General features: G+C 65.0%; 23 protein-coding genes and 1 tRNA gene. 16 read left to right on the top strand and 8 right to left on the bottom strand.

Going from position 1 to position 23,015, the window contains the following annotated elements:
• Positions 1–157 precede the first annotated feature (157 nt).
• A complete protein-coding gene (locus tag P0645_RS02430; protein ID WP_284162964.1) occupies positions 158–1,912 on the top strand; it encodes an acetolactate synthase 3 large subunit in 1,755 nt (584 codons plus the stop codon).
• A 103-nt stretch (positions 1,913–2,015) separates the two neighbouring features.
• Positions 2,016–2,576: an acetolactate synthase small subunit gene (ilvN, locus tag P0645_RS02425; protein ID WP_284162963.1), complete on the top strand. Its 561-nt coding sequence runs from the start codon at positions 2,016–2,018 to the stop codon at positions 2,574–2,576.
• Positions 2,577–2,621: 45 nt separating this feature from the next.
• Here ilvN and P0645_RS02420 read toward each other — a convergent pair whose 3' ends face one another.
• The 7 genes from P0645_RS02420 to pdxH all read right to left on the bottom strand — a co-directional run bounded on the left by P0645_RS02420 (position 2,622) and on the right by pdxH (position 9,723).
• Positions 2,622–2,855, bottom strand: coding sequence for an EF-hand domain-containing protein (locus P0645_RS02420; RefSeq protein WP_284162962.1), 234 nt, complete (start codon positions 2,853–2,855; stop codon positions 2,622–2,624).
• 248 nt (positions 2,856–3,103) lie between these two features.
• A complete protein-coding gene (locus tag P0645_RS02415) occupies positions 3,104–3,334 on the bottom strand; it encodes an EF-hand domain-containing protein (RefSeq protein ID WP_284162961.1) in 231 nt (76 codons plus the stop codon).
• Between the two features lie 340 nt (positions 3,335–3,674).
• The gene (locus tag P0645_RS02410) at positions 3,675–7,358 is read right to left on the bottom strand and encodes a vitamin B12-dependent ribonucleotide reductase (RefSeq protein WP_284162960.1); all 3,684 of its coding nucleotides are present in this window, start codon (positions 7,356–7,358) and stop codon (positions 3,675–3,677) included.
• Between the two features lie 506 nt (positions 7,359–7,864).
• Positions 7,865–7,941 (bottom strand) — tRNA-Pro (locus P0645_RS02405).
• An 89-nt stretch (positions 7,942–8,030) separates the two neighbouring features.
• A complete protein-coding gene (locus tag P0645_RS02400; protein WP_284162959.1) occupies positions 8,031–8,531 on the bottom strand; it encodes a DUF192 domain-containing protein in 501 nt (166 codons plus the stop codon).
• Positions 8,501–9,034 (bottom strand): cold-shock protein, encoded by a 534-nt coding sequence (locus P0645_RS02395; protein ID WP_284162958.1) that lies wholly within the window; start codon positions 9,032–9,034, stop codon positions 8,501–8,503. The genes P0645_RS02400 and P0645_RS02395 overlap by 31 nt, the downstream gene beginning before the upstream one ends.
• A gap of 77 nt (positions 9,035–9,111) precedes the next feature.
• Complete coding sequence (pdxH, locus tag P0645_RS02390; protein ID WP_284162957.1) at positions 9,112–9,723, bottom strand: pyridoxamine 5'-phosphate oxidase; 612 nt, start codon at positions 9,721–9,723, stop codon at positions 9,112–9,114.
• A gap of 108 nt (positions 9,724–9,831) precedes the next feature.
• Between pdxH and fabI the strand changes: the two genes are divergently transcribed.
• The 11 genes from fabI (at position 9,832) to trpE (ending at position 18,643) form a co-directional block, all read left to right on the top strand.
• The gene (fabI, locus tag P0645_RS02385) at positions 9,832–10,656 is read left to right on the top strand and encodes an enoyl-ACP reductase FabI (protein WP_284162956.1); all 825 of its coding nucleotides are present in this window, start codon (positions 9,832–9,834) and stop codon (positions 10,654–10,656) included.
• Position 10,657: 1 nt separating this feature from the next.
• Positions 10,658–11,164 carry a xanthine phosphoribosyltransferase gene (gpt, locus tag P0645_RS02380; protein ID WP_284162955.1) on the top strand — a complete coding sequence of 169 codons (507 nt, stop codon included), beginning with the start codon at positions 10,658–10,660 and terminating at the stop codon, positions 11,162–11,164.
• Between the two features lie 6 nt (positions 11,165–11,170).
• Positions 11,171–11,680: a DUF2127 domain-containing protein gene (locus P0645_RS02375; RefSeq protein ID WP_284162954.1), complete on the top strand. Its 510-nt coding sequence runs from the start codon at positions 11,171–11,173 to the stop codon at positions 11,678–11,680.
• Between the two features lie 2 nt (positions 11,681–11,682).
• Positions 11,683–11,859: a hypothetical protein gene (locus P0645_RS02370; protein ID WP_284162953.1), complete on the top strand. Its 177-nt coding sequence runs from the start codon at positions 11,683–11,685 to the stop codon at positions 11,857–11,859.
• Positions 11,860–11,925: 66 nt separating this feature from the next.
• On the top strand, positions 11,926–12,603 hold the full coding sequence (locus P0645_RS02365; RefSeq protein WP_284162952.1) for an imm11 family protein: 678 nt from the start codon (positions 11,926–11,928) through the stop codon (positions 12,601–12,603).
• A 2-nt stretch (positions 12,604–12,605) separates the two neighbouring features.
• Positions 12,606–12,866 (top strand): hypothetical protein, encoded by a 261-nt coding sequence (locus P0645_RS02360; protein ID WP_284162951.1) that lies wholly within the window; start codon positions 12,606–12,608, stop codon positions 12,864–12,866.
• A complete protein-coding gene (locus P0645_RS02355; RefSeq protein WP_284162950.1) occupies positions 12,851–13,531 on the top strand; it encodes an imm11 family protein in 681 nt (226 codons plus the stop codon). The genes P0645_RS02360 and P0645_RS02355 overlap by 16 nt, the downstream gene beginning before the upstream one ends.
• Positions 13,532–13,533: 2 nt before the next feature.
• Positions 13,534–13,758: a hypothetical protein gene (locus tag P0645_RS02350; protein WP_284162949.1), complete on the top strand. Its 225-nt coding sequence runs from the start codon at positions 13,534–13,536 to the stop codon at positions 13,756–13,758.
• Positions 13,759–13,912: 154 nt separating this feature from the next.
• Positions 13,913–15,091, top strand: coding sequence for an aminotransferase (locus tag P0645_RS02345; RefSeq protein ID WP_284162948.1), 1,179 nt, complete (start codon positions 13,913–13,915; stop codon positions 15,089–15,091).
• 181 nt (positions 15,092–15,272) lie between these two features.
• Positions 15,273–17,123 carry a peptidyl-prolyl cis-trans isomerase gene (locus P0645_RS02340; protein WP_284162947.1) on the top strand — a complete coding sequence of 617 codons (1,851 nt, stop codon included), beginning with the start codon at positions 15,273–15,275 and terminating at the stop codon, positions 17,121–17,123.
• 8 nt (positions 17,124–17,131) lie between these two features.
• The gene (gene trpE, locus P0645_RS02335) at positions 17,132–18,643 is read left to right on the top strand and encodes an anthranilate synthase component I (RefSeq protein WP_284162946.1); all 1,512 of its coding nucleotides are present in this window, start codon (positions 17,132–17,134) and stop codon (positions 18,641–18,643) included.
• Between the two features lie 15 nt (positions 18,644–18,658).
• Here the strand turns inward: trpE and P0645_RS02330 are convergent, their stop codons facing one another.
• The gene (locus tag P0645_RS02330) at positions 18,659–20,578 is read right to left on the bottom strand and encodes a divergent polysaccharide deacetylase family protein (RefSeq protein ID WP_284162945.1); all 1,920 of its coding nucleotides are present in this window, start codon (positions 20,576–20,578) and stop codon (positions 18,659–18,661) included.
• 178 nt (positions 20,579–20,756) lie between these two features.
• Here P0645_RS02330 and P0645_RS02325 point away from each other — a divergent pair, with 178 nt between their 5' ends.
• The 3 genes from P0645_RS02325 to P0645_RS02315 are packed head-to-tail and all read left to right on the top strand — an operon-like array spanning position 20,757 to position 23,015.
• Positions 20,757–21,362 (top strand): anthranilate synthase component II, encoded by a 606-nt coding sequence (locus P0645_RS02325; RefSeq protein ID WP_284162944.1) that lies wholly within the window; start codon positions 20,757–20,759, stop codon positions 21,360–21,362.
• Positions 21,359–22,375, top strand: coding sequence for an anthranilate phosphoribosyltransferase (trpD, locus tag P0645_RS02320; protein ID WP_284162943.1), 1,017 nt, complete (start codon positions 21,359–21,361; stop codon positions 22,373–22,375). Before P0645_RS02325 ends, trpD begins: the two co-directional genes overlap by 4 nt.
• Positions 22,376–22,379: 4 nt before the next feature.
• Positions 22,380–23,015, top strand: coding sequence for a uracil-DNA glycosylase (locus P0645_RS02315; RefSeq protein WP_284162941.1), 636 nt, complete (start codon positions 22,380–22,382; stop codon positions 23,013–23,015).

Raw genomic sequence — 23,015 nt, 5'->3', positions numbered from 1 at the left:
CCGCACAGCAGCGAAAGGGAAAAGCCATGGTGGCGATTCTTGTACTTGGGGGGGCTTGGCGCATGGGCCGGTGACGGCAGACCTGACAGGTTCCCATGCGCCCCCGATGACCCTCGGGGGCTTTTTGTTGCTGAAGGCGTGATTGGAGGAAGAACGAATGTCACGGGCGATGACCGGAGCGAGGATGGTGGTTCAGGCGCTGAAGGATCAGGGCGTGGACGTGGTCTTTGGCTATCCCGGTGGCGCGGTCCTACCGATCTATGACGAGATCTTCCAGCAAAACGACATCCGCCACATTCTGGTGCGCCATGAACAGGGCGCGGTCCATATGGCCGAAGGCTATGCCCGCTCGACCGGCAAGCCGGGTGTTGTCCTCGTGACCTCGGGTCCCGGCGCCACCAACGCGGTTACCGGCATGGTCGATGCGCTGATGGATTCGATCCCGCTTGTGGTCCTCTCGGGTCAGGTGCCCACCTTCATGATCGGCACTGACGGATTTCAGGAGGCCGATACGGTCGGCATCACCCGGCCCTGCACCAAGCATAACTGGCTTGTGAAGGACACAGACAAGCTGTCCGAGGTCATCCACCAGGCCTTCCATGTCGCGACCAGCGGCCGCCCCGGCCCGGTTCTGGTCGATATCCCCAAGGACGTGCAGTTCGCCACCGGCCAGTACAAGCCCCCGCGCGAGGCGAAGACCGACCATTACCAGCCGCGCGTCAAGGGCGATCTGAAGGCGATCACCGCGCTTGTCGAACTGATGGAACAGGCCGAGCGCCCGGTCCTTTATACCGGCGGCGGCGTCATCAACTCCGGCCCCGCGGCAAGCCAGCTTCTGCGCGAGATCGCGGATGCGACCGGCTTTCCGGTCACCTCGACGCTGATGGGCCTTGGCGCCTATCCGGCATCCGGCAAGGGCTGGATCGGCATGCTGGGCATGCACGGGCTTTACGAGGCCAATCTTGCGATGCATGGCTGCGATCTGATGATCAACGTGGGCGCCCGCTTCGATGACCGGATCACCGGGCGGATCGCCGACTTCAGCCCCCATTCCAAGAAGGCCCATATCGACATCGACCCGTCCTCGATCAACAAGGTCATCCATGTCGATATCCCGATCGTCGGCGACGTCGCCCATGTGCTGGAAGACCTTCTGAACGTCTGGAAGGCGCGCGGCCGCAAGGTCAACAAGCCCGGGCTGGCGAAATGGTGGGGCCAGATCGAGCAGTGGAAGCTGAAGAAATGCCTGACCTACAAGAATTCCGCCACGATCATCAAACCGCAATACGCGCTTGAACGTCTGGAGGCGCTGACCAAGGGCCGCAAGCGCTATGTCACGACCGAGGTCGGCCAGCACCAGATGTGGGCGGCGCAGTTCCTGCACTTCGACGATCCGAACCGCTGGATGACCTCCGGCGGCCTCGGCACCATGGGCTATGGCCTGCCGGCGTCCATCGGCGTGCAGATCGCCCATCCGGATGCGCTGGTGATCAATGTGGCGGGCGAGGCCTCGTGGCTGATGAACATGCAGGAGATGGGAACGGCCGTGCAGTTCCGCGCGCCGGTCAAGCAGTTCATCCTCAACAACGAACGGCTCGGCATGGTGCGGCAATGGCAGCAGCTTCTGCATGGCGAGCGCTATTCGCAAAGCTGGTCGGAAAGCCTGCCCGATTTCGTGAAACTGGCCGAGGCTTTCGGCTGCAAGGGTATCAAATGTTCCGATCCGAAGGATCTGGACGATGCGATCGCGGAAATGCTCGCCTATGACGGGCCGGTGATCTTCGATTGCCTCGTCGAGAAGCATGAGAACTGCTTCCCGATGATCCCGTCGGGCAAGCCGCACAACGAGATGCTTCTGGGCGACGCCGCGACCGAAGGGGCGATCAAGGCCGACGGGGCGGTTCTGGTGTGAGGCGGCCGGGGGCTCTGCCCCGTCGCCATTGGCGCTCGGACCAATGGCGCACCAATGGCCACCCCCGAGGTATTTTTGCCAAGATGAATGAGGCAGGGAAGACATGTCCGCACTGAACATCAAGAAAGGCTCGACCAGCCATTCGGCCTACGATCTGCGCGATCCCAATGCCGAGGTGATCGAAAGTCATACGCTCGCGGTTCTCGTGGATAACGAGGCGGGCGTTCTGGCCCGGGTCATCGGGCTTTTCTCGGGGCGCGGTTATAATATCGACAGCCTGACCGTGGCCGAGGTCGATCACAAGGGGCACCGGAGCCGCATCACCGTCGTCACGCGCGGCACGCCCGCGGTGATCGAACAGATCAAGGCGCAGCTTGGCCGCCTTGTGCCGGTGCATGACGTCCATGACCTGACGGTCGAGGGCGCATCGGTCGAGCGGGAGCTGGCGCTCTTCAAGGTCGCGGGGACGGGCGACAAGCGGATCGAGGCCTTGAGGCTCGCTGAGATATTCCGCGCCAATGTCGTCGATTCGACCCTGGAAAGCTTCGTCTTCGAAATCACCGGGACGCCCGAGAAGATCGACGCTTTCGCCGATCTGATGCGCCCCCTCGGCCTTGTCGACGTGGCCCGCACCGGCGTCGCGGCGCTGTCGCGCGGCATCTGAGGCGGAAGGCCCCGGGTCTGGAGGTCCGGGGCCCCGCGCCTGGGCCTACTTCAGAACGCCCGCATCCATCGCGGCCTTCAGCTCGTCACCGTCGACCTCGCCGTTCGCGTCCGTGTCGATCGACTTGAAGACATCCTCGGTCAGATCGGCCCAGGTCGCCTGCATCTCTGCCATCGAATAGCTGCCGTTGCCGTCGGTGTCCGTGGGCATTGTCTGGGCGCCCGCGAGCCCCGCGCCGAGGCCAAGCGCCAGGCCAAGCGGTATGGTCAGTCGTTTCATCACTGTCTCCTTCTTGCGGGTCTCATACCCGGTTCCGTGACTGGTGGCGTCACGGCAACCGGTCTGCGCCCGGCCCCGCCTTTCCACAAGACCGGCCCGAGGAAGCGGCGTCAGGACGGCGGCACGGCGCCGCCGGGGCGGGCTTGGCTCGGCGGGAAAAGGATGAAAGGTCCGAAAAAGGAAAGCCCCGGGGTGTGATGCCCCGGGGCCGCGGAAAGCCGCTTATCCTATGAGCGAGTCGCGCGGGCTCAGTTGATCTGGCCGTTCTCGCGCGCGGCCTGCAATTCGTCGGCATCGATGGCGCCCGACCCGTCCACGTCGATCTCGGAGAAAAGCGCGGGTGTCATGTCCGGATAGGTCGCCGTCATCTCCTCGATCGAGAAGGTGCCGTTGCCGTCGGTGTCGCTGACGGTCGTCTGGGCACTCGCGGCAAAGCCCATGAGGCTGAGACCGAAGGTCAGGACGATAAGCTTCTTCATCTCTCTCTCCTTCCGCGCCATGGCAGCGGCGCTTGTCAGCAGTCTGGCGATCCCCAGCCTCTTCGGCAAGGACCGCCGTTGCCTGACAGATGGGGCTTTGCGCGCGGTTAGGCAATAACAGCCGCGTTGTTGACGGCTAACGGCGTTGAAAAGACAAGAAAAAGGGGCAGGTTGCCCCGCCCCGTGAAGTTTCGCCGTTCAGGCTCAGTCGTTGTACCGCTCGGTGTTATCTCGCCTGCGGCCTGAACGTCGGTCTGGGGCGAGCGCACCCGCCCCGGATACCGCCCCGGACTTGATCCGGGGCCTCTCTCCGGTCCGGCGGGACCGGGGAGGGTATTCCTCAGCTACACCCAGACGTCCCGCCGCAGGTGTTGCATTTCATGCAGGTGCCGTTGCGCACGAGCGTGTAGTTGCCGCACTCGCCGCAGGGGTCGCCCTCGTAGCCCTGCATCTTGGCCTTGGTGCGGGCATCCATCGTGACGGTGCCCGAGGCCAGCGCCGTGGCGCCCACGACGCCGCCGCCCTGCATCGTCTCGGGGATCAGCGTGTTCAAGACCGCGACCGGATCGCCCGCGAGCGCCGTGGCGCCGATCCCGCCCTGCAGCACCACGAGATCCTGCGGCAGGCGCTTGCGAAGATAGCCGGTCGAGGAGATTTGCTTCAGCACTTCCAGGGACTTGGACGCCGTTCTTTCACTCGGCTCCGCGATATTCGCCTGGCCTTCCTCCGCCCCGCCGCCGAGGTCGTCGAACGACGCGCCCTGCGGTTTGACATGCGCAAGGTCAGTGCGGTCGAGATAAGAAACCGCCAGCTCGCGGAAGATATAGTCGAGGATCGAGGTCGCCGACTTGATCGAGTCGTTGCCCTGCACGAAACCGGCCGGTTCGAACTTGGTGAAGGTGAAGGCGTCGACAAATTCTTCCAGCGGCACGCCGTACTGCAGGCCCACGGAAACGGCGATGGCGAAGTTGTTCATCATCGCCCTAAAGCCCGCGCCTTCCTTGTGCATGTCGATGAAGATTTCGCCGAGCGAACCGTCCTTGTACTCGCCGGTCCGGAGATAGACCTTGTGGCCGCCGACGATCGCCTTCTGGGTATAACCCTTGCGGCGCTCGGGAAGCTTTTCGCGGTGGTTGCGGATCACCTCCTTGACGATCACCTTCTCGACGATCTTCTCGGCAAGGACGGCTGCCTTCTCTTGGGCCGACCCGTTGGCGAGGATCTCCTCGGCCTCCTCGTCATCCTCGACGAGGGCGGATGCGAGCGGTTGCGACAGTTTGGACCCGTCGCGATAGAGAGCGTTGGCCTTGATGCCGAGCGAGTGTGACAGTTCGTAAGCCGCGAGCGTTTCCTCGATCGTGGCATTGTTGGGCATGTTGATCGTCTTCGAGATCGCGCCAGAGATGAAGCTCTGCGCCGCCGCCATCATTGTGATGTGGCTGTCGACCGACAGGAAGCGCTTGCCCTTCTTGCCGCAGGCATTGGCACAATCGAAGACCGGGTAATGTTCGGCCTTCAGATGGGGCGCGCCTTCGAGCGTCATCGTCCCGCAGACATGATCGTTCGCGGCCTCGACCTGCGCGCGGGTGAAGCCCAGATGGCGCAGCATGTCGAAGGTCGGGTCGTTCAGCTTTTCGGCCGGGATGCCGAGGATCTTGGTGCAGAAATCCTCGCCCAGGGTCCACTGGTTGAAGACAAAGCGGATGTCGAAGGCCGTAGGCAGCGCTGCCTCGATCTTCTCGATCTCTCGCGGCCCGAAGCCATGACCGATCAGCGCGGTGTGGTTGATGCCCGGGCAGTTGCCAAGCGAGGCATGGCCGACGGCATAGGCGACGATCTCCTCGATCTGGGCCGAGCCATAGCCAAGGGTTTCGAGCGCCGCCGGGACCGAGCGGTTGATGATCTTGAAATAGCCGCCGCCCGCGAGCTTCTTGAACTTCACCAGTGCGAAGTCGGGCTCGATCCCGGTCGTATCGCAGTCCATCACCAGGCCGATGGTGCCCGTGGGCGCGATCACGGTCGCCTGCGCATTGCGGTAGCCGTGCTTCTCGCCCAGCTCCAGCGCCTCGTCCCAGGCGGATTTCGCCAGCTTGATCAGCGCCTTGTCCGGGCAGTTGGCATGGTCGAGCGCGACTGGCTTCACCGCCAGCGCCTCGTAACCGTCGGTCTTGCCATAGGCCGCGTTGCGGTGGTTGCGGATCACCCGCAGCATGTGGGCCGCGTTCTTGCCGTAGGACGGGAAGGCGCCGAGCTCGCCCGCCATCTCGGCCGAGGTGGCATAGGAGACGCCGGTCATCACCGCCGTCAGCGCGCCGCAAAGCGCCCGGCCCTCGTCGCTATCGTAGCCAAGGCCCATGTTCATCAGAAGGCCGCCGATATTGGCATAGCCAAGGCCGAGCGTGCGGAAATCGTAAGACCGCTGCGCGATTTCCTTCGAGGGGAACTGCGCCATCAGGACCGAGATTTCCAAGGTAACCGTCCAGAGACGGGTTGCATGGACATAAGCCTCGGCGTCGAACTTCGCCCCCTTGTAGAAGGTCAGGAGGTTCATCGAGGCAAGGTTACAGGCCGTATCGTCGAGGAACATGTATTCCGAGCAAGGATTCGAGCCCCGGATCGCCCCGTCCTCGGGGCAGGTGTGCCAGGCATTCACCGTGTCATGGAACTGGATGCCGGGGTCGGCGCAGGCCCAGGCGGCATGGCCGACCTGTTCCCACAGATCGCGCGCCTTCACGGTCTTGGCGATCTTGCCGTCGGTGCGGCGGATCAGCTCCCAGTCGGCATCGTCCTTGACCGCCTTCAGGAAGGCGTCGGTGACGCGGACCGAATTGTTGGAATTCTGGCCGGAGACCGAGGCATAGGCCTCTGAATCCCAGTCGGTGTCATAGGTCGGGAATTCAATCGAGCCGAAACCCTGTTTCGCGTAGTCGAGCACGCGCTTCACATAGGTTTCCGGGATCATCGCCTTCTTGGCGCCGCGAATGGCGGCCTTCAGCGCATCGTTCTTCACCGGATCGACGGCGTCTTCGGACGATCCGTCCCACTGGCGGATCGCCGCGAAGATCTCGTTCAGCTGACGCTCATGGATCTTCGATCCGGCGACCAGCGAGGCGACCTTCTGTTCCTCGATGACCTTCCAGTTGATGAAGGCCTCGATATCGGGGTGATCCATGTCGCAGATCACCATCTTGGCGGCACGCCGCGTGGTGCCGCCCGACTTGATGGCACCCGCCGCCCGGTCGCCGATCTTCAGGAAGCCCATCAGACCGCTGGACTTGCCGCCGCCCGACAGTTTCTCGCCCTCGCCACGAAGCGAGGAGAAGTTGGTCCCTGTGCCCGAGCCATATTTGAAGAGCCGCGCCTCGCGGACCCAGAGGTCCATGATCCCGCCATCGTTCACCAGATCGTCCGAGACGGACTGGATGAAGCAGGCATGCGGCTGGGGATGTTCATAGGCGGAGTTGGACTTCACCAGCTCGCCCGACTTGAAATCGACGTAGAAATGGCCCTGGCTCGGCCCGTCGATGCCATAGGCCCAATGGAGTCCGGTGTTGAACCACTGCGGGCTGTTCGGCGCGGCCATCTGTTCGGCCAGCATGAAGCGCATTTCATCGAAATAGGCGCTGGCGTCTGCCTCGGTGGTGAAATAACCGCCCTTCCAGCCCCAGTAGGCCCAGGCACCGGCGAGACGGTCGAAGACCTGCTTGGCCGACGTTTCGCCGACGATCCGCTCTTCCTTCGGCAGCTTTTCAAGCGCTGCCTCATCGGGGACCGAGCGCCAGAGGAATTCCGGTACGCCCTTTTCCTTGACCTTCTTCAGCCGCGCCGCGACGCCCGCCTTGCGGAAGTATTTCTGGGCGAGCACATCGGATGCGACCTGGCTCCAGCCCTCCGGCACTTCCACGGCCTCGTTGCGGAAAACGATCTTGCCATCGGGATTGCGGATCTCCGACGTGGTGGTCGCAAAGCCGATGCCCGCATAGGCATCCTGCCCGGCCTTGGTAAATTTGCGTTCGATTTTCATCTCTGCCCCCGGTCAAGTTTTTTCTGTGGCGTCTCCGCTCCTCTAAAGGGTGCGTCGCGCCGTCTTTGCCGAGGTCAGGAAAAACAGCCGCCCGCCGCACCAACCGCGCGCCAGACTCGCTTCGAACATAACGACCGCGGTTGCGGCATACTAGATATGGTATCTGCCCCTCTCAGCCCACACAAAGTGGCGTAAAATCGGCAGGGACGTCAACGAGGAAATTTGGCTTGCCGGGGCGAAATTTTCATTGACCCCGCCGCCGCGACGGGCCGGGTTCCGACCGAGGCCGATTCATGCACAGACCAGTCGACGCGAGGCGGAACCGGATTTTCCAAGCATGATCGAGGTTTGACGCTGGTCTCTGAGGCAATGCTTGAATTTGTCCACAGGCGTCAACCTTCGTTAACGCCTTGATGCCTAGTCGAAGACAATTGCAGAAAGATGACAGTCTGGACGCCGGGCCTGTGACGGAGAGGGCGCGGACAGGGCGCATGATGGCTGATGAATGGTCGGGGCGAGAGGATTCGAACCCCCGGCCTACGGTACCCAAAACCGTCGCGCTACCAGACTGCGCTACGCCCCGATTGCCATCCCTCTAGCCGGTCGACGCCGCAATGGGAAGCCCGCAGTGCCCGGCGCCCGTTGAAAACCCGCGCGGCGAACCGGCAGGTCTCAGGACTTGGCGTCACAGACCCAGGCGGCGACATCCGAATCAATCGCCGGATGGCGCAGTTCGGCGCCGGGGGTGATTCCCAGCCGTCGCGCAAGGCCGCCGTTGATCTCGAGCACGAACTGGATGTCCTCGCCGCCCGGTATCGGCGTTTCGTCGAGCGGCTCGGCACTCTCATGCACCTTGCGCACCCTGCCATCGGCGCCGACGAAAATCATGTCGAGCGGTATGCGGGTATTCTTCATCCAGAAGGCGACGGTCCGCGGCGTGTCATAGACGAAGAGCATGCCATGGCCAGCCGACATACGGTCGCGGTTCATCAGTCCGAGGCGCCGCTCCGCATCGTCATCGGCGACCTCGACCGTGAAGACGGCGCCGCCATCCGGCCAACGCAGATCAACCCTGCTCTCTGAACAAGCGGTTTCGGCGGCGCCCCTTTCGGTGGCGCAGATCAGCCACAGCGCCGCAAGCGCTACTTGCGATCTCGAATGGCGCTTTCCCAACTCGTCACCATGGCGGCCATCCGGCCGCGCTTGCCCTCGATCACACGCAGCCCGACCGCCTCGCCGGGCGCGAGATCGGCAAAACCTGATCGCCGCAGCACCTCGATATGGATGAACACGTCTTCAGGTCGGCCGAAAACATTTGCAAAACCAAAGCCTTTGCCCTTGTCGAACCATTTCACCCGCGCGGGCTCCAGCGGCAGAGCGGCGATCGTGGCGGCATCGCTCATGCCCAGATCCTCGATCGGCGCGCGCTCCTCCTCTTCGGGGGGCGCGATCTCGATCACTTCGGTGGCCTGATGGCCACGCGCGGTCTGCTGAATCTTCACGGTGATATGGGCATTGTCGGCGACCGAACCCTGACCGAAGTTCCTGAGCACATTGGCATGCAGGAGAATATCGCCGAGCCCTTCGTCGGCGATAATGAAGCCAAAGCCCTTGGAGGCGTCAAACCACTTCACGCGGCCCTTGACCACGCGGTGCGCCTCTTCTTGTTCCGTCATCGTCAACGACTTTCCATCCTACTGTTCCCTCGGCCTGCTCTTCAAAGGCACCGGGACCTTCTACCTCTCTACTCGTACTATGGGTTGAGCCTCTTGACGTCCCACTTGTCAGCGACCCTATCGCGTCGCCACTGGAAACGATCATGAAGCCTAAACGCACCATCCGCCCAGAACTCGACCTCCAGCGGACACAATCTGAACCCGCCCCAAAAAGGCGGTCTTGGAGGATTCACCCCCATACTCACAGTCACCCGCGCCACTTCTGCCATTAACGCGGCCCGTGATGCAAGCGGTTCGGATTGTTTCGATGCCCAGGCGCCGAGTCTGCTTTTGAGCGAGCGCGAGGCGAAGTAGGCGTCCGCCTCGCTGCCCTCCTCGCGCCGGACGACACCGCGTACGCGAAGCTGGCGGCGCAAGCTCTTCCAATGCATGACGAAAGCGGCTTTCCCCGCGCCCTCGATCTCGCGGGCCTTGGCGGAACCGTAGTTGGTGTAGAAGACGAAGTCCTGATCGGTGATTTCTTTCAAGAGCACCATCCGTACGTTCGGAAGCCCGTCAGCGTCCACGGTCGCCAGCGCGATCGCGTTGGGGTCGTTCGGCTCGCTTCCCTCGGCTTCGGCAAGCCAGCTGCGCGCAATGGCGAACGGATTGTCGCCTGCGAAAATCCCGGTTCTGTCGCCTGCGTCCATGGTCTTCTTCTCTTGATTTCGGTTGGCGGGCGCGGACCGCCCCGCCCTTGAAGCAGTCCGGAACTTGCCCTAAAGCTTCGCCCACAAGGATCAGGCGCGGGGACAGATATGGCAAACGGACTGATGGCAGGCAAGCGCGGCCTGATCATGGGGCTTGCGAACGACAAGTCGATCGCCTGGGGGATCGCCAAGGCCTGCGCCACTGAAGGCGCAGAGATTGCCCTGTCTTATCAAGGCGATGCGCTTCTGAAGCGCGTCCAGCCGCTGGCGGCGGATATCGGCTGCACACAGATCGTCGAATGTGACGTTGCGGACGAAGGATCGCTCGACCGTCTGTTCGACCACTTGCAATCCGCCTGGGGCAAGCTGGACTTCGTTGTCCATGCCATTGGTTTTTCGGACAAGAACGAACTTCGCGGCCGCTATGTCGATACTGGCCCCGACAATTTCCGAATGACGATGGATATTTCCGTCTATTCCTTCACCGCAGTCTGTCGCCGCGCCGCCGCGATGATGCCGGATGGCGGGTCACTCCTCACCCTCACATACTACGGCGCCGAACGGGTGATGCCGCATTACAATGTGATGGGGGTGGCCAAGGCGGCGCTCGAGGCTTCGGTGCGCTATATCGCCGAAGACCTCGGCAAGGACGGCATCCGCTGCAACGCCATCTCTGCGGGGCCGATCAAGACTCTGGCGGCAAGCGGCATCGGCGATTTCCGCTATATCCTGAAATGGAACGAACTGAACTCGCCCTTGCGCCGCAATGTCAATCAGGAAGAGGTCGGCAAGTCGGCGCTCTATCTTCTGTCCGATCTCGGCTCGGGCGTGACGGGCGAGGTGCACCATGTCGATTGCGGCTATCATGTCGTTGGCATGAAGTCGGTCGATGCGCCCGATATCGACGTGGTCACCGGCCGCAAGGAGGGCTGAGATGCGCGATCGTCTTCCGCACGAGAAAGGGTTCCACGTCAGCTGGGACCAGATTCACCGCGATGCCCGCGCACTGGCCTGGCGGCTGGACGGCAAGGGCCCGGACAACGGCGCCTGGCGCGCTGTCGTGGCGATCACGCGCGGCGGCATGGCGCCTGCGATGATCGTCTCGCGCGAGCTCGATATCCGCGTCGTCGATACGATCTCGGTCAAGTCCTACAACCATCAGGAACAGACGATGCCGCGCGTGATCAAGGCGCCGCAGGCCGACATCATGGGCGACGACGGCGAGGGCGTGCTGATCGTCGATGACCTCGTCGATACCGGCAAGACGCTGGAACTGGTGCGCAATCTCTATCCCAAGGCGCATTTCGCCACGGTCTACGCCAAGCCCGAGGGTCGTGGGATGGTGGACACTTACATCACAGAGGTCAGCCAGGACACCTGGATCTTCTTCCCCTGGGACATGGCGCTGCAATATGTCGAACCCTATCGCGGGAAAGACTGACCCATCATGGTCCGCCAGACCGCAGCCTGGGCTCAGGGGCTGCTGCACCGGCTGTTCACCGCCACGCTCGCGGTCAAGGGCAGCCTCGCGACTGTCGAAGCGGCGGTTGGTGCCTGGCTTTGGGTGCGGGCGCAGTTCCCAGCGGCGCCGGAGCTGCCGGTCGAAAGCTCGATCGATTGGCTGACGCAGCACGACCTGACGCAGGACGCCGACGACCCCGTGGTGCGGACGCTGGCCGAACAGGCCCAGCACCTTCCCCTGATGCCCGCCGACAATTTCTACTATTTCTACCTCGTGATGCACGGGCTCCTGAAGCTCGTGATGGTAAGCCTTCTCGCCCGCAAGGTCCGCTGGGCCTACCCCGCCGCCATGACGCTCCTCGCCGCCTTCGTCGTCTATCAGGGCATCGAGTTCACCCGCACCCATTCGGTCTATCTCCTGATGCTCTGCGGTTTTGACACATTCATGATCTGGCTGGTCGGGCGGGAATATGGCCGCTTGAGGCGGATGGCCTGAGATTGGCGCGCGGTCCCGACCGCGCCACGACCGGGCGCGTCATCGCCAACTTCCGCCAGGTGGTGAAGGAAGGCGACCTCAGGATGCATCCCCAGATCGGCGGGCTGATCGACGCCGAGATGCTGAGAAAGATCGGGGCGGCGCAGGCAGGGGTGGCGGCGGACGGTTCGGCGGCGTGAGGATTGCCGCGCGTCGCCCGGCGTCTATCATGGCGCCGGTTTTCCCGCCAGCAGAGGAGAGATGAGATGGCATGGGCAGTGATGCGACCGTCGGGGATGGGTGATTATCACCCGTACGGAGAGCTTGTGGGCTGGGACGAGGCGCTCAAGCACTATTACAAGAATGAGATGCCCGAAGCGGACAAGATCGCGATGGGCATAGAGAAGCATTTTTCCAGTCTGGATTTCGTCCTCAAGTTCAGCCGTGACCTGGGACCCATCGCCCCGCAGGAACTGCCGCGGGAATTTCGCACCGACAAGACCGAGCGCAACCTCGCCTCCTGGCTCCTGCTTGGCATTCTGGCCATCGACGAGGCGATGAAGGAGATCATCGAACGGGTGGAACCGGGGGTGCATCTTTTCTGGCCGATCAAGGTCAGCATGCCCAAGGACCAGGTCTATCCCAAGAATTACTATGGGTTGGTGATCCGCCGCCATCTGCCAGCCTTCCTGCCCGAGGCAAGCACCCCGGAAGCCTGGAGGAGCTTTCAGCCGACGCCCGGGAACATCCTCTACAGCGTGATACGCGAATCGAAGGCGGGATATGCCGGGATCGCCCTGTCGAAGGCGGTGATCGGCGGGGCGCATCTGTGGCGCGAATCGCGGTTTAGCGGTCGCGGGATCTTCATGTCGGACCTGCTGCAGGCCGAGATCGCGAAGGCGGGCCTGCGGATGCCGAAACATTACAAGGCCAAGGAAGTCTGAGAATGGGGAATACCTTGAACCATGGTCTGTCGGCGCATGATCTGATTGCGATCCAGATTCAGCGCGAACCCTGGTTTCAGGACCTGATGGCAGAAAGCTTTCCGGGCTGGAAGGGCAGTGCGGGGTATAATTACGACCCGCGCCATATGAGCATGGTCGGGGCTGCCCAGCTTGGCGAAATTGTCCGAAGCGGAGCCGCCCGCGTGCATCATGGCGCCGGTTTTCCCGCCAGCAGAGGAGAATTGAGATGGCATGGGCAGTGATGCGACCGTCGGGGATGGGTGATTATCAACCCTTTGGAAGTTTCGTGGGCTGGCGCGAGGCGCGGGAGCGCTATTTCTGGACCGAAATGTCGGACGCGGAGAAGATCGCGCAGGGCATGAAGGTAGACGAATATAGCGGGCTGGCATTCACCAGGAAGTTCGACGAGGACAAGGGCCTGCTCGCCCCGCAGGAATTGCCCCGGGAATTTCGCACCGACAAGACCGAACGCAACCTCGCCTCCTGGATCCTGCCTGCGGGGATTCTGGCTGTCGACGGCGCGATGAAAGAGATCATCGAGCGGCTGGAGCCGGGGGTGCATCAATTCTGGCCGATGACGGTCAGCATGCCGAAAGACCAGGTCTACCCCAGGGATTTCCACGGGCTGGTCATCCATCGCCATCTGAACGCCTTCCTGCCCGAGGCGAGCGACAGGGAATGCTGGAGTGGGGGGGAGATCTACCCCGGGGTGATTTTGTACAGGATCCGTGAGTCGAAGGCGGGTTGTGCCGGGATTGCCCTGTCAAAGGCGGTGACCGGCGGGGCCCATCTGTGGCGCGACCAGCAGATCACCGGCGGCCAAATCTTCATGTCCGACGCGCTGCAGGCAGAGATCGCCAAGGCGGGCCTGCGCATGCCGAAACAGTACAAGGTAAAGGAAGTCTGAGAATGTCTACCACGCATGGCCTTGCCATCCATGATCTGATCCCGATCGAGATTCAGCGCGAACCCTGGTTTCAGGACCTGATGGCAGAAAGCTTTCCGGGCTGGAAGGGCAATGCCGGGCATGATCACGCCGCCCGCATCTACGCGCGCCACGCCCGGGGCGACAGGTTCCTTTCCGACCGGCTGTTTCCGACGCCGTCCCGGAGCGGCCGAAACCGCTTCGATTGACCGGGATGAGGATGTTTGAGTATCGGGGCGTCTGGCGGAGGTGTCCCGTCGGTGTCGGGACGGATGCCATACGCTTGCGGGACGGTGACGGGACGCTTGCCGTCACGGCGCCGGACGTATCTAACTGCGTTTCAGCCAGCATGGGAGAGGACCGATGACCCTGCCGCTCAATCCTGCGATGTCCGCCACCTTCGCCCCTCCGGTGATGGAGGCGCGCCGCTGGCTGGAGGGCGTTACATTCGCTCCCGACCGGCCGCTGATCAACGTCAGCCAGGCCGCGCCGGTCGATCCGCCTCCCGAGGGCCTGCGGCAGGCGATCGCCGAGGCGGCCTTGTCGCAGCCCGAGGCGCATCTTTACGGCCCCGTCCTCGGCCTGCCGGACCTGCGGGCGGAAGTCGCCGCGCAGTGGTCGGCGGCCTATGGCGGGGATATCGCCGCGGGAGAGGTCGCGATCACCCAGGGCTGCAACCAGGCCTTCTGCGCGGCGCTGGCGACACTGGCGGGCGCGGGGGATGAAGTCATCCTGCCAACGCCTTGGTATTTCAACCATAAAATGTGGCTCGACATGGCGGGCGTCCGTGCGGTGCCGCTTCCGACCGGCGCCGACCTTCTGCCGGATCCGGACCGCGCGGCGGCGCTGGTCACGCCGCGCACCCGCGCCATCGCCCTCGTCTCGCCCAACAATCCCGGCGGGGTCGAATATCCCGCCGCGCTGATCCGCGCCTTCTTCGATCTCGCCCGCGCGCGCGGGCTCGCGCTGATCGTGGACGAGACCTATCGCGACTTCGACAGCCGCACCGGCGCCCCCCACGATGTCTTCGCCGATCCAGACTGGCGCGGAACCTTCATCCACCTCTATTCCTTCTCGAAGGCCTACCGGCTGACCGGGCACCGGGTCGGCGCCATCGTCGCCGACCGCGTCTTCCTCGCCCAGATCGAGAAATTCCTTGATACGGTCGCGATCTGTCCCGGCCAGCTTGGACAGATCGCTGCACTCTGGGGGATGCAGCACCTGCGGCAATGGGTTGCGGGCGAACGCGCTGAAATCCTCGCCCGCCGCGCCGCGATGGTCGAGGGATTCAAACGGCTTCCCGGTTGGCGTCTGCTGGGCTGCGGCGCCTATTTCGCCTATGCCGAACATCCTCATCCCCTACCCTCGCCGGAAATGGCCAAGCGGCTGGTGGCGGAGGCGGGCGTCCTGATGCTGCCCGGTACGATGTTCATGCCCGGGGACGACCCCGCCGGCGCGCGGCAGTTCCGCATCGCCTTCGCCAATGTCGATGCCGACGGCGTGGCCCGGCTGATCGACCGCCTCGCCGCCTGGCGCCTCTGACACAAGCGCCGGGCCGCTCATCGCGGCCTTCGGCGCTCTTCGCTCGGACGCCCCGCGACGAGCGGTCGAAGACCGACGAGGAGCCTCGCGCCCGACAGGCGGCGCCGCCACCAAGCGGCCTTGCCCGGGCCCCGCATAGGCCCTAAACAGCCTCAGTGACAGTGAAGGGGAGCCAACGATCATGTCCACGCGCCTGCGCAGGAAAAAGGCCAATTCGGTCGTCTGGGCCGTTCTGGCGCTGGTGATGCTCGGGCTCGGTGGTTATGGCGTGACCTCCTTCTCGGGCGGCAAGACCGAGCTTGGCCATGTCGGCGCACGGGTGATCACCGTGAACGATTATGCCCGCGCGCTCCATTCCGAGATGCGGGCACTGTCGGCCCAGTTCGGCCAGCAGGTGACCTTCGAACAGGCCCAGCAGATGGGGCTCGACCGCGTGGTCCTGCAGCAGCTCGTCACGGCGGCGACGCTTGAGAACGAAGCCGACGCCGTCGGTGTCTCGGTCGGCGATGCGCAGGTGCGCGACAAGCTGATGGCGGCGCCCGCGCTGCAGGATGCAAGCGGCGCCTTCAGCCAGGACCTCTATGCACAATTCCTGCAGTTGCAGCGGATGAGTGCGGCGGAGTTCGAGAAGACCCTGCGCGCCGAGGCCGCCCGCACCATCCTGCAGGGTGCGGTCCTTGGCGGCGTCAAGGCACCGGGCGCGCTCACCGACCGGCTGACCGGCTGGGAAATGGAGACCCGCGATTACACTTTCGCCGAACTCATCGCCAGCGACCTGCCCGCGCCGATCGCCGCACCGTCCGAGGACGAGATCAAGGGCTGGTACGACAGCCATGGCGAGAGCTACATGCGCCCCGAAACCCGGCAGATTTCCTACATATGGCTGAAGCCAGAGGATCTTCTCGACAAGGTCGAGGTCGATGAAGAGACGCTGAAGAAGGCGTACGAAGAGCGCAAATCGGAATTCGTGATCCCCGAACGCCGCCTTGTCGCGCGGCTGATCTATCCCACGGCCGAGGAAGCCGCCGCCGCCAGGGCACGCCTCGACAAGGGCGAGGCGAGCTTCGAGGATCTGGCGACGGAGCGCGGCCTGACCATCGAGGATGTCGACATGGGCGAGGTCGCGAAGGAAGACCTCGACACGGCGGGCGATGCCGTCTTCGCCCTCACCGAACCGGGTGTCACCGGGCCGCTCGAGACCAACCTCGGCCCCGCGCTTTTCGCGATGAACGGTGTCCTCTCGGCGCAGATCACCACATTCGAGGATGCCCGCGACGATCTCCGCTCGGAAGTGGCGATGGACCGGGCGCGGCGCGCGATCGCCGACCGTCAGGAGGCGATCGAGGATCTGCTCGCCTCCGGCGCGACGCTGGAAGAGGTCGCGAAGGACGAGGGGCTGGAATTCGGCCAGATCGAGGTCAACAGCGAGACCGAGGGCGGTCTTGCGGCCTACGAGACCTTCCGCCAGGCCGCGGCGCAGGTGACAACCGAGAGCTTCCCGACGCTGGTGGGGCTCGAGGATGGCGGGATCTTCGCCATCCGCCTTGACGACATCGCCCCCCCCGCGCTCCGCCCGCTCGACGAGGTGCGCGAGAAGGTCGCCGCCGACTGGACGGCCGACCAGACCCATGCAGCGCTTGTGGCGCTCGCGGGCGAGGACCTTGCGCAACTGCAGAACGGCGTGACGCTCGAGGCGCTGGGTCTTGTCACTACGCGTGACGACAGGTTCGCGCGCAATGAGTTCGTGCCCGATGCAGTGCCGGAGGTCGGACAGGCGATCTTTGCGATGGTTGCAGGCGAAAGCCGGGTGGTCGAGGCGGCGGGCCGGGTTTTCCTCGTCACGCTCAACGCCGTCACTCCGGCCGATCCGGCTGACGCTGCGGTGGCGGCCAGACGCGCCCAGACCGAGGCGACGCTCAGCCAGTCGCTCGCGCGTGACGTCTTCGAACAGTTCGCCCGCACCCTGCAGGCGAATGCCGGGCTGAGCCTCGACCAGGCGGCCGTCGCCGCCGTGAACGCGCAGATGCAATAGGACCGACCTTGGCGCTTTTTCCTACATACGAGGCCTTCGAGGCGGGCTGGGCGCGCGGCGAGAACCAGCTGGTCCATGCCCGCCTTGCGGCCGATCTGGACACGCCGGTTTCGCTGATGCTGAAGCTCGCCGATGCCGGACCGATGAGCTTCATGCTGGAATCGGTGACCGGCGGCGAGGTGCGCGGGCGTTACTCGGTCGTGGGCCTCAAGCCCGACGTGATCTGGGAGTGCCGGGGCGAGCAAAGCCGGATCAACCGGCAGGCCCGGTTCGATCAAGATGCGTTCGAGCCGCTCGCGGGCCATCCGCTGGAAACGCTGCGCGCGCTGATTGCTGAAAGCCGGATGGAGATGCCCGAGGGCATTCCCGCCATCGCGGCGGGGCTTTTCGGCTATCTCGGCTATGACATGATCCGGCTGGTCGAGCATCTGCCGAACGTCAATCCCGATCCGATCGGCGTACCCGATGCCGTCCTGATGCGGCCTACCGTGGTGGCCGTTCTGGACGGGGTGAAGGGCGAAGTCACCGTCTGCTCGCCCGCCTGGGCCGGTTCTGGTCTGACGGCGCGCGCCGCTTACGCACAGGCGGCAGAGCGGGTGATGGATGCGGTGCGCGATCTGGAACGCGCGCCTGCGGGCGAGACGCGGGCGCTCGGCGATGCGGCGCATCTGGGAGAGATGAAGTCGAACTTCACGCCCGAGGGCTATCGGGCGGCGGTCGAGAAGGCGAAAGAGTACATCCGCGCGGGCGACATCTTTCAGGTCGTGCCCTCGCAGCGCTGGACGGCCGACTTCAAGCTGCCGCCCTTCGCCTTCTACCGCTCGGTCAGGCGGACGAACCCCTCGCCCTTCCTGACCTTCTTCAATTTCGGCAGCTTCCATATCGTCGGCTGTTCACCCGAGATCCTTGTGCGCGTCCGCGACGGCGAGGTGACGATCCGCCCGATTGCCGGCACCCGGCCACGCGGCCGCACGCCGGAAGAGGATCGCGCGCATGAGGCCGATCTTCTGGCCGACAAGAAGGAACTGGCGGAACATCTGATGCTGCTCGATCTCGGGCGCAACGATGTGGGCCGGGTGGCGAAGGTCGGTACGGTTCATCCGACCGAGAAGTTCATCATCGAACGCTACAGCCATGTCATGCATATCGTCTCGAACGTGGTGGGTGAGCTTGGCCCTGACCATGACGCCCTGTCGGCGCTGCTCGCGGGCCTGCCCGCAGGCACCGTCTCGGGCGCGCCCAAGGTGCGGGCAATGGAGATCATCGACGAGCTGGAACCCGAAAAGCGCGGCATCTATGGCGGCGGCGTCGGCTATTTCGCCGCCAACGGCGAGATGGACATGTGCATCGCGCTGCGCACCGCTGTGGTGAAGGACGAGAAGCTCTATATCCAGGCGGGCGGCGGCGTCGTCTATGACAGCGACCCCGAGGCGGAATTCCAGGAAACCGTGAACAAATCCAAGGCGCTGAAGCGCGCGGCCGAAGACGCGGGCCTCTTCATCCGGCGCGGCAACGGCTGAGGCGAAGGGCGGCGCCTAGCCGCCGTTCGCGGTCATCAGTGCCGAAACCGGCGCCAGCGCCACCGATCGCGCGGCATTGCTGCCGCTCCAGGCGATCAGGCCGGTGATCGCTTCTGCCGTCGAGGGAAGCGCGATCACCGCAGATCCTTTCTGCGCGGCGATGAAGGCAAGCTTGTCCAGCTCGCGCGCCAGTGCGCCACCCTTCGCATCCTCCGCCGTGACAAGACGGTCGACCGAGGCCACGGGCGCGCCGGCCTTTTCCGCGGCACGGCGGGCGGCGTTCAGGCCCTGGGCGAAGGTGATGAAGCCGCGCCCATCCGCGGCCAAGAGCGCCGCCATATGCTGGGCATCCAGGCTTTGCTTCTGGAAAGACGCACCCGGCAGTCCGATCAGGGCGACGGACTGTGGCAGGGCCTGCACATAGCTTTGATAGGCCACTTCCATGTCGGCGGGCGTGGCGCCCTGCGGCAGGTCGCCCGCAAGAATCGCAACTTCCGCACCGGCCGCCCGCAGCGCCGCCTCGCGCTCTGCCGCATCCGCCGCCAGCGGATCGACGGCCACAGTCGCCGCGAACGGCAGGGCGGTCAGCGCCGAAGGGTCAAGCCCGCCTGCGGCAGCGCCCACGTCGAGGATGACCACCGCAAGGGCGGGACGCGCGTCGGGGTTTTCAAAGGCCGCCGCGAAAGCCCGCAAGGGCGGTAAGCCGTCGTCCGGGACCGCCTCCGCTGTCGCATCTGGCACTGCCTCGGCCTCTGGCACCAGCCCGGCGGGCTGGTCCGGCGCGGCACCCTCGGACCCCGGTCGCTTCAGGATCTTCACGCCCGGCACCTCGCGACCCAGCGCGGCTGTCCCCTGCCCCTCTGGCACGGTGGCGGGATCGAGCGTCAGGATCTTCGGCTTGCCGCTCTCTTCCGGCAGGGCCTCAGGCGCTGCCTCGGGCTGGGAAGCAGGCTCTTCCGCCTGCACCTCCGCCTCCGCCTCCGCCTCCGTCGCTGTCTGCGCCGCTGCCTCCGGCGCAGGTTCGGTAACCGTCTCAGGTAGTGTTTCAGCGGCTGGCTCCGTCACCGGCTCCGGCACGGGCGCCGCTTCGGCCACCGTCGCATCTGGCGAGGTCTCAGCGGCAACAGCCGGTTCTTCAGCGGCAGGCGGTTCGGATGCAGGGACTTCGGGGGCCGGTTCTGGCAGAGGCTCCACGGCCGTGTCCCCGACCGGCGCAGCGGGGCTTTGCCCCGCTGTCTGGGGCTCGGAAACCGGCTCGGCCAGCGCGATGTCGACCGACTGGCCGGGCGCGGGTGGTCCGCCCTCCTGCCCCGCTCCCGAAGCATGTGCCGAACCCTCGGGCGCCTCAAGCGCGGCCGCTGCGGCCGGTTCCGCAACGGGCGCGTCCGCATCCGGCAGATCGGGCGTGACTGCCTCCGTCGCGGCCTGATCGCTGTTCAGCGTCGCAACCGGCCCGCTGTCGGGCGCAGCGGGCGGCGCGGTTTCGGCAAGCGCGGGCGCAGGCTCTGCGGTCGGCGCATCGGCAGCCTGATCCGCCGCCACCTCGGGTGCTGGCTCGGCCTCGGGCAGGGCGGCGGCCGTATCGCCCTTTGCCACGTCGAACTCCGACCCTTCGGGTACATCGAGGATCGCTGCCTGCGGCGTATCCGCAGTGCCGCTTTCGGTCGCTGCTGGCGCTTCGTCCTCTGTCACGACGGCCTCAGTCAAAGCGGCCTCGGCATCGGGGGCATTGATCTTGGGGGCATCAGCCTTGGGGGACGCTGGCACAACGGCCGAGGGCGCCGCGGAAGTCGGCGCCTGAGTGGCGGTCTCCTCAGGCGGCTCTGTGTGATCCCGGTGCCCCGGCGGCGGCGCCGCGACCGTCGAGATCACGCCAAAGCCCACAAGCGACAGGACGACCCCCGTCACGCTTCCGGCGACATAGCTTCTGCTCACCCTGACCTCCGGTGCCTCTGCCTCGGCTCTTTTCTTCCCCATCCCCGGCCGGATCGTGACGACCCGCCCTTGACCCCGGGATACGGCTTCCCTCATGTATAGCCCGACATGCGCCGGGGTTCACCCAGAATGTGACGGTCGTCCATTTCCTGCCCAAGCGCCGCTGAAAGGACACGCGATGCTTCTGCTCATCGATAATTACGACAGTTTCACCTATAATCTCGTGCATTATTTCGGCGAGATCGGGGCGAATGTCGTCGTGAGGCGCAATGATGCGCTGGATGTGCAGGAAGCGATGGCGATGAAGGCTGACGCGATCGTGCTGTCGCCCGGGCCCTGCGATCCAGCGCAGGCGGGCATTTGCCTTGCGCTGACCGCCGCTGCCGCCGAGACGCGCACGCCGCTTCTGGGCGTCTGCCTCGGCCATCAGACCATCGGCGAAGCGTTCGGCGGCCGGGTCGTGCGCTGCCATGAGATCGTGCATGGCAAGATGGGCACGATGCACCATTCCGGCCAGGGCATGTTCCGCGGCCTGCCCTCGCCCTTCGAGGCCACGCGCTATCACTCGCTGATCGTCGAGCGCGAGAGCCTGCCGGATTGTCTTGAGGTCACGGCCTGGCTTGAGGATGGCACGATCATGGGGCTGAGGCACCGCGACCTGCCGATCGAGGGCGTGCAGTTCCACCCCGAAAGCATCGCCTCCGAACATGGCCACCAGATGCTGCGGAGCTTCCTGGAAAGCGCCGGAGTGCCGCTTGATGCGGCTTCAGGGGCAGCGGCATGAGCGCCGATCTGCGCCCGCTGATCGGCATCGCCGCGGACCGGCCGCTGACGCGGGCCGAGGCGGAGACGGCGTTCGAGGCGCTTTTCGAAGGTGCCGCGACGCCAAGCCAGATGGGCGGCCTTCTGATGGCGCTGCGCACACGCGGCGAGACGGTCGAGGAGATTGCCGCGGCCGCCCATGTGATGCGCTCGAAATGCCATGCGGTCCGGGCGCCCGAAGGTGCGATGGATATCGTCGGCACCGGCGGCGACGGCAAGGGCACGCTGAACATCTCGACCGCGACCGCCTTCGTTGTGGCGGGCACCGGTCAGGTGGTGGCCAAGCACGGCAACCGCAATCTTTCTTCCAAGTCCGGCGCGGCGGATGCGCTGACCCAGCTTGGCGTCAACGTGATGGTCGGGCCGGAGGTCGTTGAACAGGCGCTCTCCGAGGCGGGCATCGCCTTCATGATGGCGCCAATGCACCATCCGGCGATCCGCCATGTGATGCCGACGCGGGCCGAACTCGGCACGCGCACCGTCTTCAACCTTCTCGGCCCGCTCACCAACCCCGCCGGGGTGAAGCGTCAGTTGACCGGTGCCTTTGCCCGTGCCTGGATAAGGCCGATGGCCGAAGTGCTGGGCGCGCTTGGCTCGGAAAGGGCCTGGCTGGTGCACGGCTCCGACGGCACCGACGAGCTTTCCATCGCCGGGCCGACCTTCGTCGCGGCACTCGATGGTGGCCGCGTCACCGAGTTCGAGGTCACGCCCGCCGATGCGGGTCTTGCAAGCCATCCGTTCGAGGCGATCATGGGCGGCACGCCCGAAGAGAATGCGGTCGCCTTCCGCGCGCTGCTCGATGGCGAGGGCGGGGCCTACCGCGATGCGGTTCTGCTGAACGCCGCCGCCGCGCTGATGGTCGCGGGCCGGGTGAGCAAGCTCTCAGACGGCGTGGGACTTGCGGCAGACAGCATCGATAACGGGGCCGCGAAGGAAAAGATCGCGGCGCTTGCCCGCATCACCTCGGCGGCCTGAGGGGATGATCCCGCCCGCCTGGGCCGATCTGCCCTTCTTCAGCCGCGACTGGCCCGGTCTCGCCGCGGCCATCGCCGCCGATCCGCGCCCGATCCTGCCGCCCGAGCACCAGCGCTTCGCCGCGCTGGCGCTGATACCGCCCGCAGCAGTGCGGGTCGTGATCCTCGGTCAGGACCCCTATCCCACACCGGGCCACGCCCATGGCCTGGCCTTTTCGGTCGAGCCGGACGTCCGCCCCCTGCCCCGCTCGCTTTCCAATATTTTCAAGGAGATGGAGGCCGACATCGGCACCCGACCCGAAAGCGGCGATCTGCGTTTCTGGGCGCACCAGGGGGTGTTGCTTCTCAACACCTGCCTCAGCGTGCCTGCGGGCGAGGCGGGCGGCCATGCCCGCCTCGGCTGGCAAAGGCTGGCAGAGGAGGTGCTGGCGCGCGTCTCGCAAAGGCCGACGGCCTTCCTCCTCTGGGGTGGCCACGCGCAGGCTCTGGCGCGGCATATCGCGCCGAGTGATCACCTGATCCTCGAAAGCGCTCACCCCTCACCGCTCTCCGCCCGGCGCGGTTTCTTCGGCTCCCGCCCGTTCAGCCGGATCAATCGCTGGCTCGTCGAGCGGGGCGAAGCGCCGATCCGCTGGGCCTGA

Origin of the sequence: Frigidibacter sp. SD6-1, from assembly GCF_030143255.1 — a bacterium.
Lineage (GTDB): Bacteria > Pseudomonadota > Alphaproteobacteria > Rhodobacterales > Rhodobacteraceae > TMP-24.
This window is presented reverse-complemented; position numbering and strand designations above follow the sequence as displayed.

Coding starts and splice junctions, on each gene's coding strand:
- P0645_RS02340 (WP_284162947.1), top strand. CDS start 15,273: ATGTCCACGCGCCTGCGCAGGAAAAAGGCCAATTCGGTCGTCTGGGCC.
- P0645_RS02355 (WP_284162950.1), top strand. CDS start 12,851: ATGGCATGGGCAGTGATGCGACCGTCGGGGATGGGTGATTATCAACCC.
- P0645_RS02350 (WP_284162949.1), top strand. CDS start 13,534: ATGTCTACCACGCATGGCCTTGCCATCCATGATCTGATCCCGATCGAG.
- pdxH (WP_284162957.1), bottom strand. CDS start 9,723: ATGGACGCAGGCGACAGAACCGGGATTTTCGCAGGCGACAATCCGTTC.
- P0645_RS02365 (WP_284162952.1), top strand. CDS start 11,926: ATGGCATGGGCAGTGATGCGACCGTCGGGGATGGGTGATTATCACCCG.
- P0645_RS02375 (WP_284162954.1), top strand. CDS start 11,171: ATGGTCCGCCAGACCGCAGCCTGGGCTCAGGGGCTGCTGCACCGGCTG.
- P0645_RS02345 (WP_284162948.1), top strand. CDS start 13,913: ATGACCCTGCCGCTCAATCCTGCGATGTCCGCCACCTTCGCCCCTCCG.
- P0645_RS02420 (WP_284162962.1), bottom strand. CDS start 2,855: ATGAAACGACTGACCATACCGCTTGGCCTGGCGCTTGGCCTCGGCGCG.
- fabI (WP_284162956.1), top strand. CDS start 9,832: ATGGCAAACGGACTGATGGCAGGCAAGCGCGGCCTGATCATGGGGCTT.
- P0645_RS02430 (WP_284162964.1), top strand. CDS start 158: ATGTCACGGGCGATGACCGGAGCGAGGATGGTGGTTCAGGCGCTGAAG.
- P0645_RS02395 (WP_284162958.1), bottom strand. CDS start 9,034: ATGACGGAACAAGAAGAGGCGCACCGCGTGGTCAAGGGCCGCGTGAAG.
- P0645_RS02315 (WP_284162941.1), top strand. CDS start 22,380: ATGATCCCGCCCGCCTGGGCCGATCTGCCCTTCTTCAGCCGCGACTGG.
- P0645_RS02415 (WP_284162961.1), bottom strand. CDS start 3,334: ATGAAGAAGCTTATCGTCCTGACCTTCGGTCTCAGCCTCATGGGCTTT.
- gpt (WP_284162955.1), top strand. CDS start 10,658: ATGCGCGATCGTCTTCCGCACGAGAAAGGGTTCCACGTCAGCTGGGAC.
- trpD (WP_284162943.1), top strand. CDS start 21,359: ATGAGCGCCGATCTGCGCCCGCTGATCGGCATCGCCGCGGACCGGCCG.
- P0645_RS02410 (WP_284162960.1), bottom strand. CDS start 7,358: ATGAAAATCGAACGCAAATTTACCAAGGCCGGGCAGGATGCCTATGCG.
- P0645_RS02360 (WP_284162951.1), top strand. CDS start 12,606: ATGGGGAATACCTTGAACCATGGTCTGTCGGCGCATGATCTGATTGCG.
- P0645_RS02325 (WP_284162944.1), top strand. CDS start 20,757: ATGCTTCTGCTCATCGATAATTACGACAGTTTCACCTATAATCTCGTG.
- ilvN (WP_284162963.1), top strand. CDS start 2,016: ATGTCCGCACTGAACATCAAGAAAGGCTCGACCAGCCATTCGGCCTAC.